The sequence below is a fragment of the Geodermatophilus sp. SYSU D00079 genome, from assembly GCF_054050635.1.
In genome coordinates this window covers 1-16,348 of the sequence record NZ_JBJGZS010000011.1, presented here as the reverse complement: position 1 = coordinate 16,348, position 16,348 = coordinate 1, and the positions used below count along the sequence as shown (strand labels likewise).

Genomic DNA, 16,348 nt, shown 5'->3' with positions numbered 1-16,348 from the left:
GGGGACCACCGTGGCCGCGCCGCGGGGGCGGGTCGATTACCTCCGAGGTAGGCGACGCCGGGGACGTCCGTCACTAGCGTCCCGGGCATGACGGCCGTGGAGACCCGGACCCCCGTGGGCGCCCTGCTGCGCGACTGGCGGCAGCGGCGTCGGCTCAGCCAGCTGGACCTCGCCAGCGACGCCGGCGTCTCCGCCCGCCACCTGAGCTTCGTGGAGACCGGCCGGGCGCGGCCCAGCCGGGAGATGGTGCTGCACCTCGCCGAGCAGCTGGAGGTGCCGCTGCGGGAGCGCAACGAGCTGCTGCTGGCGGCCGGGTACGCCCCGGTCTACGGGCGCCGGCGGCTGGAGGACCCCGACATGTCCGCCGTCCGGACGGCGCTGGACCACGTGCTGGCCGCCTACGAGCCCTACCCGGCCGTGGTCGTGGACCGGGCCTGGCAGCTGGTGGCCGGCAACCGCAGCCTCGCGCTGCTCACCGAGGGCGCCGAGCCCGCGCTGCTGGAGCCGCCGGTGAACGTGCTGCGGCTGGGCCTGCACCCGCGCGGTCTGGCGCCGCGGATCCTGAACCTGCCGCAGTGGCGCACCGCCCTGCTGACCCGGCTGGCCCGCGAGGCGCACCTGACCGCCGATCCGGGGCTGGCCGCGCTGCACCGGGAGCTGGCGGCGCTGCCCGGTGGGTCCGACCGGCGGCCACCGGACGGGATCGCCGTCCCGCTGCGGATCCGGTCCGGGGACGACGTCCTGTCCTTCCTCAGCACCGTGACCACGTTCGGCACGGCGGTGGACCTCACCGCGGCGGAGCTGTCGGTCGAGGCGTTCCTGCCCGCCGACGCGCACACCGCCGAGGTGCTGCGAGCGCGGTCCGCACCGACCGGCCCCTGACCCCCCGCGGCGCTCGTGCTCTGCCCACCGGGGTGGGCAGAGCACGAGCACGCCGGGAGGGACCCCTACAGGACGTCGAACTCGTTGAACGCCGCGCCGCCGGAGAGGGTGGCGTAGCCCGGGCCGCGGTCGAAGAACGGCTCCTCGCCGGTGCGGGCGGCCCGCAGCTCGTCGCGCAGCGCCGTGGTCGCGGCCTCGTCGGCGGTGCCGTCCTCGCGCACGACCACGCCGTAGTCCTCCCGGGCGCCGGTCACCGACACCTTGCGCCAGGCGATGTCCCGCAGGACCTCCTCCACGGGACGCTCCAGCGGGTCGCCCCAGCCGCCGCCGCCCGTCGTCCGGATGCGGACCACGGTGCCGGCCTTGAGCGGCTCGGCGTCGGCGAGCGCGTCGACCTCGTGCTCGTCGGGGCCGCCCGGGTCGACGGTGATCTGGAACGGCCGGCCGGCCTTGCCGCCCTTGACCCCCCAGCAGGCGAGGATCGAGCGGTCGGCGATCGACATGAAGTGCGCGTCGCGGAGCACCCGGATGTGCTTCTCGTACCCGCAGCCACCGCGGTAGCGGCCGGGGCCGCCGGAGTCCACCGCCAGCCCGAGCCGCTCCACCCGCAGCGGGAAGCGGCCCTCGGTGAACTCCGTGGGCAGGTTCCGCGAGTCCGGGACGACGTGGATGGTGTCCTCGCCGTCGGCGTAGTAGCGCCCGCCCGAGCCGCCGCCCAGCACCTCGCGCATGAGGTAGGGCTGGCCGTCGGAGTCCGTGCCGTAGACGCCGGTGTAGCGGATCGTCTCCTGGTCGGCGGGCATCCGGCCGCCGGTGGCCTTGGCCAGCACCCCGGCGAGGACGCCGAGCAGCCGCAGGATGACGAAGGTCCGGGCGTTGGTGGGCGCCGGGAAGATCGGCGTGAGCAGCGTGCCCTTCTCCGGGAACCGCATCTCGATCAGCGGGACGACGCCCTCGTTGACGTCCAGCTCGGCCATGCGCTCGGGCGTCTCGGCCAGGTTGCGCAGGATCGGCGCGAGCCACTTCTTGAGGAAGTTGCCGTCGGCGTAGTCACCGCAGTGGTTGATGGGGCCCTTGGCCTGCGGACCGGTCCCGGTGAAGTCGATGACCAGCGGGGTCTCCTTCGAGGAGTCCATGGTCAGCGTGATCCGCTGGCGGTGCAGCTGGGGCTCCTCCACGCCGTCGTGCTCGGCGTAGTCCTCCCAGACGTAGGTGCCGTCGGGGATCTGCGACAGGATCTCCCGCCGGTACACCTCGGTGGAGTTGGCCAGGATCGCGTCGAAGCAGGCCTCGACCGCCTCGACCCCGTACCGGTCGAACAGCTCCCCGAGCCGGCGGGCACCGGCCAGGCAGGCCGAGCACTCGGCGTCGAGGTCGGCGGCCAGCGAGTCGGGCATCCGCGAGTTGCGCGTCATGATCTTCAGCGCGCTCTCGTTGGGCACGCCGCGGTCCCACAGCTTGATCGGGGGGACCATCAGCCCCTCCTCGTACACGCTGGTCGCCGCCGACGGCATCGAGCCGGGCACCGCGCCGCCGATGTCGTCGTGGTGGCCGAACGCCTGGATGAAGGCGACGACCTGCGCGCGCCCGTCGACCTCGGCGAACACCGGCACGGTGACGCACAGGTCGGGCAGGTGGCCGATGCCCCCCTCGGACAGGTAGACGTCGTTGTGGAAGAAGACGTCGCCGACGTTCATCTCGTCGATCGGGTAGTCGCGCACCACCGGGTGCACGAGCGCTGAGTACGAGCGGCCGGTGAGCTTGCGCAGCTGGCGGTCGTGGATGCCGGCGCGGAAGTCGTGGGCGTCGCGGATCATCGGCGACCGCGAGGTGCGCCCGATGGAGGTCTCGACCTCCTTCTCGATCGCGGCCAGGGTGCCGGCCACGATCTCGACGAGCACCGGGTCGGCGGCGACCTTGCCGTCCGTGAGCGTCCCGCTACGGCCATTGTGGCCACTGTGGCCGGTCATCGGTTCGACTCCTTCGTGAGCAGCAGGTTGCCGTGGGTGTCGACGGTGGCGAGGAAGCCCGGGTGCACGGGCACCGTCGAGCCGAACTCCTCGATGATCGCCGGGCCGGTCACGACGTCGCCCGGGCCGAGGTCGGGCCGGTTGTAGGTCGGGGTGTCGACCCAGTCGTCGAAGAACACCCGCCGCGAGCCGGTGACGGCACGGTCCGTCCCGCCGTCCTTCGCGGCGAGCTCGACCATGTCCGGGCGGCGGATCGGGCCGATGCCGCTCACCCGGAGGTTCACCCACTCCACGGCCTGGCGCGGGTCGTCGGCGAAGTCGTAGCCGTAGAGCTGGCGGTGGGCGGCGTGGAAGGCCTGCGCGACCGCCTCGGCCGCGGCGGCGTCCAGCTCGCCGTCGGCCACCGGGACGCGCACCTCGAACGCCTGCCCGACGTAGCGCAGGTCGGCGGTGCGCTGCATCCGCTGCTGGTCGCGGGTGAAGCCCTCCCCGTCCAGCGCCACCTGGGCCTGGCCCTCCAGGTCGGCGTAGACCGCCTGCACGCGGCCGAGGTCCAGGTCGGTGTGCCGGCTGACCACGGTCTGCACGTAGTCGTTGCGGACGTCGACGGTGAGCAGCCCGAACGCGCTGACGTTGCCCGGGTTCGGCGGCACGAGGGTGCGCGGCAGGTTGAGGATGTCCATGAGCCGGCAGGCCAGCAGCGAGCCGGAGCCGCCGAACGTGGTGAGCGTGAAGTCGCGGACGTCGAGGCCGCGGGCGACGGTCACCTGGCGCAGCGCGTTGGCCTGGTTCCACGCGGAGATCTCGAGGATGCCGGTGGCGGTCTTCTCCAGCGACAGGTCCAGCTTCCCGCCCAGCTGCTCGAGCCCGTCGCGGGCGGCGTCCACCGACAGCGGGATCTCACCGCCCAGCAGGTGCGGGGGGATCCGGCCGAGGACGACGTGCGCGTCGGTCACGGTCGGCTGGTCGCCGCCGCTCGGGTAGCACATGGGGCCCGGGTCGGCGCCGGCGGACTTGGGGCCGACCTTGAGCGTCCCCTCGGGGGAGAGCCAGGCGATCGAGCCGCCGCCGGCCCCCACGGTGACGACGTCGATCATCGGGATCTTCGACGGGTACTCGCCGACCGAGCCCTCGGTGGTGAGCGTCGGCTCCCCGTCGATGACCACCGTGACGTCGGTGGAGGTGCCGCCGCCGTCGCAGGTCAGCACCCGGTCGAAGCCGGCGGTGCCCGCGATGAGCGCCGCGCCGAGGGCGCCGGCCGCGGGGCCGGACAGCATCGTGGTGATCGGCTGGTGCACGACCTCGCCGGCGGACAGCACGCCGCCGTTGCTCTTCATGACGTAGAACGGCACGTCCGGGGCGATCTCGTCCAGGCGGGTGCGGATGTTGGTGACGTACGCGCCCACCTTGGGCTTGACCGCGGCGTCCACCAGCGTGGTGACCGAGCGCTCGTACTCCCGGTACTCGCGCAGCACCTGGCTGGACAGCGAGACCACGGCGCCGGGGTGCTCCTCGCGGATGACCTCGAGCATGCGGCGCTCGTGGGCGTCGTCCGCGTAGGCGTGCAGGAAGCAGACGCCGAGGGTGGTGATGCCGGCGTCCCGGAAGAAGCGGGCCGCGGCGCGGGCGTCGTCCTCGTCGAAGGGCCGGACCTCCTCGCCCCTGTGGTCCAGGCGGCCGCGCACCGTGCGCACCAGGTCGGCGGGCACGATCCGCGGCGGCTTGACCCAGAAGTAGCTGTTGCCGTAGCCGTCGGGCACCGACTGGCGGGCGATCTCCAGCACCGACTCGTAGCCCTCGGTGGTGATGAACCCGATCCGGTCGAGCTTGCCCTCGAGCAGCTGGTTGGTGGCGACCGTCGTCCCGTGGCTGACGGCGGTGACCGCCTCGCCGGACAGGCCCATCAGGTCCAGCACCTTGCGGACGCCGGTGAGGAAGCCCTCGGCGGGGTCGGCGGGCGTGGACGGCGTCTTGGTGGTGGTGGTCTGACCGGTCTCCTCGTCCACCGCGACGACGTCGGTGAACGTCCCCCCGGTGTCGATGCCGATGCGGACCCGGCGGGGTGGCGCACTCATGGCCGATACCTTAGCGCTGAGATACCGCTGGGCGGAAGGTGCGGCCGGAAGTCGCCGGCGGCCGGTGTCAGCCGCCCTCGACCGGGCCGGCCGCCCGCCCGGGGTCCTCGCCCTCGTCCTCGCGCGGGGGAACGGCCGGGCCCGGGCGCTCGACGTCGTCGGTGCCCGGGGCGGCGTCCTCGTCGCCGTCGTACAACGCGTCGTCCGGTGCCAGGAAGGCGTCGTCAGGGCCGGTCATGGCAGCTCCCTCGGTCGGGCTCGGCGGGCGGGTACCCGTCCCCCGCGCGGTTCGTGCACCCATCGTGGCCTCACGGGGGCCCGGACGACGACCCGTGCGCGGACGGTGGCGGCGGGAGTGTGATCGTGGTCTCATGCCGGGACCGCGCCGGGGGGCGCGACGAGGAGGCGGTCGGGTGGAGCCCTCCCTGTCCGAGGCGTTCGTCGCCGCGACGGGCGCGCTGCTGACCGTGATCGCCGCCGACGGCCGGATCCTGCTCGCCAACCCGGCGGTCCAGCGGTTCACCGGCCGCTCGGCCGAGGAGCTGCTGGGCCGCTTCTTCTGGGAGGTGTGGGTCCTGCCCGAGCACGTCGAGCTGGCCAGGGACGCCATCACCCGGGCGATCGCCACCGGCACGGCGCACCCCCAGGAGGCCGACTGGCTGACCGGGGACGGCGGCCGGCGACGGGTGGCCATGCACAACGACGTGCTGCGCGACTGCTCCGGTCGCCCCTACGCCGTGGCCACCCTCGGCATCGACGTCACCGACCAGCGGCAGCGGGAGGCCCGGCTGCACGAGCGGGCCGAGACCGACCGGCTGACCGGCATCCCGCACCGCGGCGCGCTCTTCGACAGCCTCCGCCGGCACCTGGACCCGGTCGACGGGGCCGGCTGCACGGTGCTCTTCTGCGACCTGGACCGGTTCAAGCTGGTCAACGACGACCACGGGCACGGGGTGGGTGACCGCGTGCTCAGCGAGGTCGCGGCCCGGCTGGCGCAGCTGGTGCGCCCGGGGGAGCTCGTGGCCCGCTTCGGCGGCGACGAGTTCGTCCTGCTCGTGCCGGGCGACGACCCCGAGCGGGTGGGGGCCCTCGCCGGCCACGTGGTCACCGCGCTGGCCGCGCCGTTCGAGGCCACGTGCGGGTCGCTGTCGATCGGGGTCAGCGTCGGCGCGGCGGTGGGCCGGCCCGGCGAACCCCCCGACGACCTCATCGCCCGCGCCGACCGCGCCATGTACGGCAGCAAGACCCACCGGCGCCGGCGCACGGCCGGCGACCGCGCCGGTCAGCGCTGAGGCCGGCCGATGCCCACCGCGTAGAGCACCGCGAGGACCGCACCCGGGGGGCCGGCGACCCACAGCCACCACGGGTACACGAACTCGGCGGTGGTGAGCGAGACCAGGCCCCACACCACCAGGTTCACCGCCACGACGCTGGCCCAGATGATGGCCAGGACCCGCATGGTCGTGCCGGCGGCGCCGTCGCTGAACACCCGGCCCAGCGGGGGCGGGGACGGCGGCGGTGGCGGCGGCTCGGGCAGGTCGCGGGTGACCCGGGCCAGGTCGCCGCGGGTGCGTGCCGCCCACACCGTCTGCACCCGCGCGTCGAACTCGTGCAGGTCCAGCTGGCCGGCGGCCACCGCCCGGCGCAGCCGCTCCTGGACCGCGGCCCGCTCGGGGTCGGAGACGCGCATCTCGTCCGGGCGCACGGGCTCGTCCACGGCCCGATCGTGGCACCCGCGGCCCGCCGGGTGCGCGGTCGGCGACCCCCGGCGCGTCGGGCGCCGATCGCCGCGCACCGGCACCGATGAGTCCGTGGCGTCGGGGCGGTCCGATCCTCGTGGTCGACACGAACGGGTACGACGTCACGGACGAGGGGACGCCGCTGCCGCTGCCGGCGTCCATCGGCGCACCTGCCACCGGTGCGCTCCTGCACCGCGGCGTCCGGGACCTCGGGGACCTGACGTCGCTCAGCGAGCGGGAGGTGCTCTCCTGGCACGGCGTCGGCCCGAAGGCGGTCTCCCGTCTCCGCGAGGCCCTGGCCGAGCAGGGCCTCGCCTTCGCCGGCTGAGTGGCGTCGGGGCGGAGGCGCTCAGCGGCGGTACCGGACGGGGCTCTCCTGGACGTAGGGCGAGTCGGTCCGGTCCCCGTCCGGGTGCGCCGCGGTGTCCCACCCCTGGTCGGCGACCGCGAGCGCGGCCGGGCTCCAGGCGGACCCGCCGGCGGCGACCACCCTGACGTGCTCCGGGAGGTCGCCCGGGTCGCCCTCCTTGAGCAGGTAGCCGGCCGCGCCCAGGGTGCGTGCCTCGCGGGCGGTGGCCGGGGTGAGGGCGCCGGTGAGGACGACGACGCGGACCCCCGGGTGCGCGCCGAGGACCTGCCGGGTGGCCTCGATGCCGTCGACGCAGGGCATCTTCAGGTCCATCAGCACCACGTCCGGCCGGGTGCGGCCGACCGCGTCGAGGACCTGGCTGCCGTCCGAGCACTGCCCGACGACCTCGATGTCGTCGGTGCCGGAGAACAGGTCGACGAGCGCGTCGCGGATGAGCGCGTGGTCGTCGGCGATGAGCACCCTGATCGACATCGATCCCCCTGGTCGGCCCCCGCTGGGAGGTGACCAGCGCCCGCCGATCGTCGACGACCGCGCGCGGCACCGGCAGCCCTGTCGTGGGGTGGTCGCACCCCGGATCCGGGGGGTGTCGTCACCCGCGCGTGGCCGCGGTGCCCTCCGGTGGACGGCGGGTCACTCCGCGTCGGCCTGCCAGAGGTCGGGGCCGAAGACCTCGTACTGGATGTCGCGGGTGGCCACGCCGCGGTCGATGAGGGCGTTGCGCACGGCCTTCATGAACGGCAGCGGGCCGCAGAGGTAGTAGACGGCGTCGTCGGGCAGGTCGACCTCGGCGAGGTCGACCTGGCCCTCGTGCACGCCGTCCACCGGGGTGCTGCACTCCGCCCCCCGCTCGAACCACACGTGCAGCTTCCCGTCGGCCAGGGCCTTGACGTCGTCGGCCACCTGCTGGCGCAGCGCCCACGAGGCCTCGTCGACGTCGGCGTGCAGCAGGGTGACGTCGAGGTGCGAGCCGGCCGCGACGAGGTGGGAGATCATCCCGGCCATCGGGGTGATGCCGATGCCGGCGCTGGCGAAGACCGCCGGCCGGGAGTCGTCGAGCACGACGTCACCGAACGGCAGCGACATGGTGACGGTGTCGCCGACGTCGACGTGGTCGTGCAGCAGGGTGGACACCTCGCCGTCGGGCTTGCCGCCGCCGTGCACCCGCTTCACCGCGAACGAGCGGTGCTCGCCGTCGTCGGCGCGGGTGAGGCTGTACTGCCGGGGTTGCAGGATGCCGTCGGGCACCGGCACCTGCACGGTGACGTACTGGCCGGGCAGGGAGGTCTTCACCAGGCGGTCGTCGATGCGCTTGACGGTGAAGACGACGACGTCGTCGGTCTCCCGCCGCTTCTCGATGACCTCCCAGTCGCGCCACACGATCTCCGGCCGGACGCCGCGCGCGCTGTACAGGCCGCGTTCCTGGTTGATCAGCGCCCGGGCCATCAGCCAGTAGACCTCGTCCCAGGCGGCGGCCACCTCGGGGGTGACGGCGTCGCCGAGGACGTCGGCGATGGCCCAGAACAGGTTGTCGTGCACGACCTGGTACTGGTCGGGGCGGATGCCCAGCGAGGCGTGCTTGTGGGCGACCCGGTTCAGCAGCTGCTCGGGGAGCCGGTCGGGGTGGTTGACCAGCGCGCTGGCGAACACCGCCACCGAGCCGGCCAGGGCCTGCTGCTGGGTGCCCTCGGCCTGGTTGCCGCGGTTGAAGACGCCGTCGAGCAGCTGCGGGTGCTCGCCGAAGAGGTGCGCGTAGAAGCGTTGCGCGATCTCGCCGATGTGCTCGCCGACCACGGGCAGGGTGGCCTCGATGACGGGCCGGGACTTCTCGGACAGCACGACGGCTACCTCCCCCTCAGCTGGCGTGACGGACGCGTCACCTCCGGACCCCGTAACCCCCCGTGGCGTGCGTTACGCATGGATCCGGGCGCGGGGTGCCCTCAGTCGTCGGTCAGGCTGCGCAGGATCCGCGCCAGCGTCGCCCGGTCGGCGGGGTCGAGCCGGGCGAACAGGTCGCGGCTGTCGGCCGCCCGCGCGGCGGCGACCTCGCGCTGCACCTGCCGGCCGGTGGGGGTCGGCGCCAGGACGACGGCCCGCCGGTCGGTCGGGTCGGGGCTGCGCTCGACCAGCCCGCGGGCCTGCAGGGCGTCGGCGACCTCCGTGGCCGAGCGCGGGGCGATGTGCAGGGCCTCGGCGAGGTCGGAGAGGCGGACGCCGTCGCGCTCGCAGACGACGCGCAGCGCGCGGGCGTGGTGGGGGAGCAGCTCCCACGGGGCCAGGGTCTCCCGCCAGCGCCGCCGCTGGGTGCGGGCGGCCCGCATGAGCAGCTCGCCCAGCGAGGCGTCGTCGTCCGGCACGCGGGAATCGTACCCAGTGCCGTACGGTTACCTCATCGTGAGGGAACCTCAGTAATCTGCGAGGACGAGGTGGAGGTGGTCGTCGTCGACGACGGGATGAGAGGGCCGGGTGGCGGCGGGGGCGGGCGTTCGGGACGCACCGTCGACCCTGCCGACCGGGCCCAGCTGGAGCGCTCCCCGGTGCCGCTGCGCCGGGTGACCGCGCTGTTCGCGCCGTACCGCTGGCAGGTGGCCACGGTGGTGGTGCTCATCGTGGCCGCGTCGGCCGTGGCGCTGGCCTCGCCGTTCCTGGTGCGCCTGGTCATCGACGAGGCGCTGCCGCAGCAGGACGTGCGGTTGCTGGCCTGGGCGGTGGCCGGGATGCTCGCGGTCGCCGCCACCACCGCCGTCCTCGGGGTGGTGCAGACGTGGCTGTCCACGACCGTCGGGCAGCGGGTCATGCACGGCCTGCGCACCGCGGTCTTCACCCACCTGCAACGCCAGTCGCTGGGCTTCTTCACCCGCACCCGCGGTGGGGAGGTGCAGTCCCGGCTGACCAACGACATCGCCGGCATGCAGTCGGTGGTGACCTCGACCGCCACCTCGCTGGCCTCCAACGCCACCACCGTGATCGGCACGGTCGTCGCGATGGTGGCGCTGTCGTGGCGGCTGGCGCTGCTCTCCCTCGTCGTCCTGCCGCCGGCGGTGCTGCTCACCCGGCGGGTGGCGCGGATGCGCCGGCGGGTCACCGCGCAGCGGCAGCGGCGCCTGGCCGACCTGCACGCGCAGGTGGAGGAGGGTCTGTCGATCAGTGGCGTGCTGCTGGGCAAGACCCTCGGCGCGGGCCCGGCCCAGTCGCGGCGGTTCGCCGACACCTCCGAGGACCTCGTCGGCCTCGAGGTGCGCTCCCAGCTGGCCGGCCGCTGGCGGATGGCCACGATGAGCATCGTCTTCGCGGGCATCCCGGCGGTGGTCTACCTGGCCGCGGGCCTGCCGGCGACCTCCGGCGGGATGACGATCGGCACGCTGGTCGCCTTCACCACGCTGCAGGCCGCGCTGTTCCGCCCGCTCATGCAGCTGCTGGACGTCGGGGTCACGGTGACCAGCTCGATGGCGCTGTTCAGCCGCGTCTTCGAGTACCTGGACCTGCCGGTGGAGATCGACGACCCAGCCGCCCCCGTGCCGCTGGACCCGGCCGCCGTCCGCGGCGAGGTGCGCTTCGAGGGCGTGTCCTACACCTACCCCGACGGGCACCGGCCGGCGCTGGACGGCGTCGACCTGGCCGTGCCCGCGGGCTCGACGCTGGCGCTGGTGGGCCAGACCGGCTCGGGCAAGAGCACCCTGGCCTCCCTGGTCGCGCGGCTGGCCGACCCGACCACCGGGCGCGTCACGATCGACGGGGTCGACGTCCGCGACCTGTCGCTGGCCACGCTCGCGCAGGTCGTGGGGGTCGTGGCCCAGGAGACCTACCTGCTGCACACGACGGTGCGGGAGAACCTGCGGCACGCCCGCCCCGGCGCCACCGACGCCGAGATCGTCGACGCCGCCCGCCGCGCGCAGGTGCACGACGTGATCGCCGCCCTGCCCGACGGCTACGACACCGTGGTCGGCGCGCGCGGGCACCGGTTCTCCGGCGGGGAGAAGCAGCGGCTGGCCATCGCCCGCACCCTGCTGCGCGACCCGCGGGTGCTGGTGCTCGACGAGGCGACCAGCGCGCTGGACACCGCGACCGAGCGGGCCGTGCAGGCGGCGCTCGACGAGGCCAGCCGCGGCCGGACGACGATCACCATCGCCCACCGGCTGTCCACCATCCGCGACGCCGACCGCATCGCCGTCCTGGCCGGGGGCCGCCTGGTGGAGTCCGGCACCCACGAGGAGCTGCTGGCCGCCGGCGGCCGCTACGCCGAGCTGGTCGCGGCCGCCGACCGGGACGTCGCCCTGGCCGCCTGAGCGGCCGGCGACACCTCACACGTCGGTGATCGCGTAGCTGCGGATCTTCCGGTAGAGGGAGCTGCGGGCCATGCCCAGCGAGGCGGCCGCGTGCACCCGGTTGCCGCCGCACCGCTGCAGCGCACGGACGATCGTGTCGCGTTCCGCCGTCTCGATCGCGGTGAGCGTGCGACCGCCGGCGGTGCGGCAGAAGCCGGGCAGGTCCTCCGGCTGGATCTCCCCCACCGGCCGGGCCTGCAGGGCCGTGCGGAGGGCCTCCCGCAGTTGCGTGGTGTTCCCCGGCCACCCGTAGCGGCCGATCAGCCGGCTGGTCTCCGGGTGCAGCCGGACCCTCCGGCCGGGGGCCAGGTCGGCCAGCAGACGCGCCACCACCAGCGGGAGGTCCTCGCCGCGGAAGCGCAGCGGCGGCACGGTCACCGCCTGGTCGAAGTGCCCCAGCAGCGCCTGGAACGGCAGCCCGGCGCCGACGCCCTCGGTGGCCACCGTGGCCGCGACGACGGAGCGCCCCCGGTCCGGCGAGGCGAGGAACGCCCCGACGCGATCGGTGGCGGCGGCGTCCAGCCGGTCGAGGTCACCCAGGACGACGAGCGTGGCGCCGCCGCCACGGTCGAGGTCCAGGTCCGCGGGATCCTCCCCGGCCGCCACGGTCACCACCGTCCCCGAGGGGTGGGCCCGGAGGAACAGCTCGCCGACCAGCGTGCGCCGCCCGGTGCCCGGCTCACCCATGACCAGCACGGAGTCCCCCCGGTCGAGGGCGGCGGCCACCTGCGTGCACGCCGCCACCCACGCCGGCGACCGGCCGCCGGCAGGGAGGTCGTCCGGACGCCGCGCCCCGTCGTGCGGGGCGTCCCGGGGGGCCGGGACGGGCGGCGTCCGGCGGCCGGGGTCGTCGTCGAGCAGCAGCACGACGCCGGCGACCTCCTCGCCGACGACGACGCGCCGCGCGCGCACCCGCACCCGGCGGCCGGAGGCGAGGGTGACCGTCTCGCGCACCCGGTCACGGGAGTCCATGAGGAACAGCGCGTGCTGGTGGATCGCGGACTGCTCGGCGACGGTGAACAGCTGCTGCGCCCGTTGGTTCACCATCAGTGACCCGCCGACCGCCATGACCGCCTGCCGGGGGCGGGCGTCGAACCGGGCGAACACCTCGAACAGCGCCCGCTTGGCGTGCCCGCGGTCCCGCAGCAGGTTCTGCCCGATGTCGGCGGCGGCGCGCCGGACCAGCGTGTGCATCAGCGGCGTCCAGCTCTCGGCCAGCGAGCTGACGTCCAGCACCCCCTCGACCCGGCCCGTGACCGGGTCGAGCACCGGCGCTCCCGTGCAGGCGAACTTCACCAGCGCCTCGGTGAAGTGCTCCGCGCCCACGACGGCGACCGAGGACCCGGCCTCGAAGACGGTCCCGATGCCGTTGGTGCCGACGCCGCCCTCGGCGAAGCTGAACCCGGCGGTGAAGTCGACCCGGTCGAGCAGCCGGCCCACGGACGTCGAGCAGTCCAGCCGGTGCACGATGCGCGCCTGTGCGTCGGACAGCGCGATCGCGATCGGGACGTCGACCATCTCCTCGGCCAGCCGCGCGATGACCGGCCGGGCGCACCGGACCAGCCGGGAGTCCAGGTCGACGTCCTCGTGGAAGGTGATCCGGTACTCGTCGGCGTCCACGCCGGCGTCCTGGCTGCGCACCCAGGACGCCGTCACCAGCTCCCGGACGCCCGCCGCCGCCTCCGGGCCGCGCTCGAGGAACTCGGCCCGGGCCGCCGCCACGCGCAGCCGGTCCTCCTGACCCTGGTGCATGCCACCTCCACGCCAGACCCGTCCGCCCGTCGCCGGGCGGTGTCCGAGCAGGGACGCCGGGGACCGGCGCCGCCGTCACCGGCGCGCGGTGCCCCACCCACCGTCCCGCCCGGCCGGACTGTCCCAACTTGGGACGCCGCGACCAGGTGGGACGCCGGTGGGATGTGCATCGCGGCAGTGACGCAGACCACAGACGGGAAGGTAGTTCAGAGATGAGCGTCGACACAGCGACGGCGGCCCGCGACGAGGGCACCACCGGCGTCCAGGAGCTCGACGCCGTGGTCATCGGCGCCGGGGTGGCCGGCCTCTACCAGTTGCACCAGCTGCGCGAGCTCGGCCTGCGGGTGCGGGCCTACGACGCGGCCGCTGACGTGGGCGGGACGTGGTTCTGGAACCGCTACCCCGGCGCGCGGTTCGACTCCGAGGCCTACATCTACCAGTACCTGTTCGACGAGGACCTGTACAAGGACTGGAGCTGGAGCCAGCGCTTCCCCGGACAGCCCGAGATCGAGCAGTGGATGCACTACGTCACCGACCGGCTGGACCTGCGCCGTGACATCCGGTTCTCCACCACCGTGACCAGCGCCCGCTTCGACGAGGAGCGCGGCCGGTGGACCGTCGAGACCGACCGGGGCGAGACGATCGACACCCAGTTCCTCGTCACCTGCGCCGGCATGCTCTCCGCGCCACTGACCGACCTGTTCCCCGGGCAGGCCGACTTCCGCGGCACGCTCGTGCACACCTCCCGCTACCCCGCCGAGGGCGTCGAGCTCGAGGGCAGGCGGGTCGGGGTCGTCGGCATCGGCGCGACCGGCATCCAGGTCATCCAGACCATCGCGGGCCGGGCCGGGCACCTGACCGTCTTCGCCCGCACACCGCAGTACGCCCTGCCCATGAAGAACCCGCGCTTCGGGCCGGAGGACGTCGCCGCCTACAAGGCGCGCTTCCCGGAGCTGCGCGAGACCCTCCCGCGCACCTTCACCGGCTTCGAGTACGACTTCGAGCACTCGTACGGCGACCTGACCCCGGAGCAGCGGCGCGAGCTCCTCGAGGAGATCTACGACAACGGCTCGCTGAAGCTGTGGCTGGCCTCGTTCCCCGAGATCTTCTTCGACGAGGCGGCCAGCGAGGAGGTCTCGGAGTTCGTCCGGGAGAAGATGCGGGCGCGTCTGCGCCACGACCCGCACCTGTGCGACGTGCTGGTCCCCACCGACTACGGGTTCGGCACCCACCGGGTCCCGCTGGAGACCGACTACCTGGAGGTCTACCTGCGGCCGGAGGTCGAGCTGGTCGGCGTCCGGGACAACCCGATCGTGCGCGTCGTCCCGCAGGGGCTGCAGCTGGAGGACGGCACCGTCCACGAGCTCGACGTGATCGTCCTGGCGACCGGTTTCGACGCCGGCACCGGAGCACTCACCCGCATCGACATCCGCGGCCGGGGCGGTCGCTCCCTCACCGAGGACTGGGGCCGCGACATCCGCACCACGATGGGCCTGATGGTCCACGGCTACCCGAACCTGCTCACCACCGCCGTCCCGCTGGCGCCGTCGGCCGCGCTGTGCAACATGACCACCTGCCTGCAGCAGCAGACCGAGTGGATCACCGACCTCGTCCGGTCGATGCGGGCCCAGGGCCGGACCGTCGTCGAGCCGACCGCGGACGCCGAGGACGCGTGGGTGGCCCACCACGACGAGACCGCGTCGGCCAACCTGATCTCCCGGACGTCGTCCTGGTACGTGGGCGCGAACGTCCCCGGGAAGCCCCGGCGCGTGCTGTCCTACACCGGCGGGGTGGGCACCTACCGGGAGAAGTGCGACGAGGTGGCCGCCGCCGGCTACCCCGGGTTCCAGTTCCGCTGACGCCCTGCGGTGCGCCGGGCCCCCGGTGCACCACCCCACCGAGCCACGGAGGAACGCCATGACGCAGACGACGCAGAGCTTCACGCAGGCAGCCGACGAGGTCCTCGACCGTGTGGTCCGTGCCGACGCGCCGGTCGCCGGGGTGGTCGCCATGGCCACCGACCGCGAGGGCGACCTGTACCAGGGGGCGGCCGGGGTCCGCCGACTCGGCGGGGACGTCGCCATGACCACCGACACGGTCTTCGCCCTGTTCTCGACCACCAAGGCCATCACGGCGACGGCGGCCCTGCAGCTGGTCGAGGAGGGCCGGCTGGACCTGGACGCGCCCGCCCGCACCTACGCCCCCGGCATCGGCGACCTCGAGGTGCTCGACGGCTTCGGCGACGACGGCGCGCCCCGGACCCGCGCTCCGAAGCGGGAGATCACCACCAGGCACCTGCTCACCCACACGGCCGGCTTCGGGTACGACTTCTTCAACGAGCACTACCACCGGCTGGCCACCGACCACGGCCAGCCCAGCGTCATCACCGCGACGAGGGCCTGCCTGCAGACCCCGCTGCTGTTCGACCCGGGCGAGCGGTGGGAGTACGGCAGCAACATCGACTGGGCCGGTCAGGTGGTCGAGGGCATCACCGGCGAGCGGCTCGGCGACGTCTTCGCCGCGCGGATCTTCCAGCCGCTGGGCATGACCGACACGTCCTTCGAGCTCGACGACCGGCTGCGGCAGCGCCGGGCGACGATGCACGCCCGCGGCGAGGACGGGTCGCTCACGCCGATGGACGACTTCGAGCTCCCCCAGCCGCCCGAGGCGCACATGGGCGGTCACGGCCTCTACGGCACGGTCGGGGACTACATGCGCTTCATCCGCATGTGGCTCAACGACGGCCGGGGGGAGGCCGGCACGGTTCTCCGGCCGGAGACCGTGCAGATGGCGGTGCAGAACCACCTCGGGGACCTCAAGGTGACGATGCTGCCCGGCGTCATCCCGTCGCTGTCCAACGACGCGGAGTTCTTCCCGGGGCTGTCGAAGTCCTGGTCGCTGCCGTTCATGGTCAACGACGAGCCGGCCCCCACCGGCCGTCCCGCCGGTGCGCTCGGCTGGGCGGGCCTGGCCAACCTCTTCTACTGGCTCGACCGGGACAACGGGGTCGGCGGCTTCTGGGCCACCCAGGTCCTGCCGTTCGGGGACGCCACCTCCTTCGGTGGCTACCTGGAGTTCGAGACGGCCCTGTACTCCTCGCTGCAGGGCTGACCACACGCCGCGGGGGGGGGGGGGGGGGGGGGGGGGGGGGGGGGGGGGGGGGGGGGGGGGGGGGGGGGGGGGGGGGGGGGGGGGGGGGGGGGGGGGGGGGGGGGGGGCGGGGTGCGCTGGGGGGTGG

At 74.2% G+C, this 16,348-nt stretch carries 14 protein-coding genes; 6 read left to right on the top strand and 8 right to left on the bottom strand.

The window, feature by feature from the left end:
• Positions 1 to 87 precede the first annotated feature (87 nt).
• Positions 88 to 882 (top strand): helix-turn-helix domain-containing protein, encoded by a 795-nt coding sequence (locus ACI79E_RS11105; protein WP_456932596.1) that lies wholly within the window; start codon positions 88 to 90, stop codon positions 880 to 882.
• A gap of 65 nt (positions 883 to 947) precedes the next feature.
• On the opposite strand, the gene ACI79E_RS11100 is transcribed toward ACI79E_RS11105, so the two are convergent.
• The 3 genes from ACI79E_RS11100 to ACI79E_RS11090 all read right to left on the bottom strand — a co-directional run bounded on the left by ACI79E_RS11100 (position 948) and on the right by ACI79E_RS11090 (position 5,165).
• Positions 948 to 2,852, bottom strand: a complete 1,905-nt coding sequence (locus ACI79E_RS11100) for a hydantoinase B/oxoprolinase family protein (RefSeq protein ID WP_456932595.1) — start codon at positions 2,850 to 2,852, stop codon at positions 948 to 950.
• The gene (locus ACI79E_RS11095; protein ID WP_456932594.1) at positions 2,849 to 4,927 is read right to left on the bottom strand and encodes a hydantoinase/oxoprolinase family protein; all 2,079 of its coding nucleotides are present in this window, start codon (positions 4,925 to 4,927) and stop codon (positions 2,849 to 2,851) included. The genes ACI79E_RS11100 and ACI79E_RS11095 overlap by 4 nt, the downstream gene beginning before the upstream one ends.
• Positions 4,928 to 4,994: 67 nt before the next feature.
• Positions 4,995 to 5,165, bottom strand: coding sequence for a hypothetical protein (locus ACI79E_RS11090; RefSeq protein ID WP_456932593.1), 171 nt, complete (start codon positions 5,163 to 5,165; stop codon positions 4,995 to 4,997).
• 175 nt (positions 5,166 to 5,340) lie between these two features.
• Between ACI79E_RS11090 and ACI79E_RS11085 the strand changes: the two genes are divergently transcribed.
• The gene (locus tag ACI79E_RS11085; RefSeq protein ID WP_456932592.1) at positions 5,341 to 6,219 is read left to right on the top strand and encodes a GGDEF domain-containing protein; all 879 of its coding nucleotides are present in this window, start codon (positions 5,341 to 5,343) and stop codon (positions 6,217 to 6,219) included.
• Here ACI79E_RS11085 and ACI79E_RS11080 read toward each other — a convergent pair.
• Positions 6,210 to 6,644, bottom strand: coding sequence for a DUF1707 SHOCT-like domain-containing protein (locus tag ACI79E_RS11080; protein WP_456932591.1), 435 nt, complete (start codon positions 6,642 to 6,644; stop codon positions 6,210 to 6,212). The genes ACI79E_RS11085 and ACI79E_RS11080 overlap by 10 nt on opposite strands.
• Before the next feature lie 119 nt (positions 6,645 to 6,763).
• On the opposite strand from ACI79E_RS11080, the gene ACI79E_RS11075 reads away from it, so the two are divergent.
• Positions 6,764 to 6,994 (top strand): DNA-binding protein, encoded by a 231-nt coding sequence (locus ACI79E_RS11075; protein WP_456932590.1) that lies wholly within the window; start codon positions 6,764 to 6,766, stop codon positions 6,992 to 6,994.
• 21 nt (positions 6,995 to 7,015) lie between these two features.
• On the opposite strand, the gene ACI79E_RS11070 is transcribed toward ACI79E_RS11075, so the two are convergent.
• From ACI79E_RS11070 to ACI79E_RS11060, 3 genes are all read right to left on the bottom strand, one after another.
• Positions 7,016 to 7,507, bottom strand: a complete 492-nt coding sequence (locus ACI79E_RS11070; protein WP_456932589.1) for a response regulator — start codon at positions 7,505 to 7,507, stop codon at positions 7,016 to 7,018.
• Between the two features lie 159 nt (positions 7,508 to 7,666).
• Complete coding sequence (locus ACI79E_RS11065) at positions 7,667 to 8,872, bottom strand: globin domain-containing protein (protein WP_456932588.1); 1,206 nt, start codon at positions 8,870 to 8,872, stop codon at positions 7,667 to 7,669.
• Between the two features lie 101 nt (positions 8,873 to 8,973).
• The gene (locus ACI79E_RS11060) at positions 8,974 to 9,390 is read right to left on the bottom strand and encodes a MarR family winged helix-turn-helix transcriptional regulator (RefSeq protein WP_456932587.1); all 417 of its coding nucleotides are present in this window, start codon (positions 9,388 to 9,390) and stop codon (positions 8,974 to 8,976) included.
• Between the two features lie 69 nt (positions 9,391 to 9,459).
• On the opposite strand from ACI79E_RS11060, the gene ACI79E_RS11055 reads away from it, so the two are divergent.
• Positions 9,460 to 11,319: an ABC transporter ATP-binding protein gene (locus ACI79E_RS11055; protein ID WP_456932586.1), complete on the top strand. Its 1,860-nt coding sequence runs from the start codon at positions 9,460 to 9,462 to the stop codon at positions 11,317 to 11,319.
• Between the two features lie 15 nt (positions 11,320 to 11,334).
• Here ACI79E_RS11055 and ACI79E_RS11050 read toward each other — a convergent pair whose 3' ends face one another.
• On the bottom strand, positions 11,335 to 13,110 hold the full coding sequence (locus ACI79E_RS11050; protein WP_456932585.1) for a sigma-54-dependent Fis family transcriptional regulator: 1,776 nt from the start codon (positions 13,108 to 13,110) through the stop codon (positions 11,335 to 11,337).
• Between the two features lie 212 nt (positions 13,111 to 13,322).
• Here ACI79E_RS11050 and ACI79E_RS11045 point away from each other — a divergent pair, with 212 nt between their 5' ends.
• Positions 13,323 to 14,969 (top strand): flavin-containing monooxygenase, encoded by a 1,647-nt coding sequence (locus ACI79E_RS11045; protein ID WP_456932584.1) that lies wholly within the window; start codon positions 13,323 to 13,325, stop codon positions 14,967 to 14,969.
• Positions 14,970 to 15,027: 58 nt separating this feature from the next.
• Positions 15,028 to 16,221 (top strand): serine hydrolase domain-containing protein, encoded by a 1,194-nt coding sequence (locus ACI79E_RS11040; RefSeq protein ID WP_456932583.1) that lies wholly within the window; start codon positions 15,028 to 15,030, stop codon positions 16,219 to 16,221.
• The last annotated feature ends 127 nt before the right edge of the window (positions 16,222 to 16,348 follow it).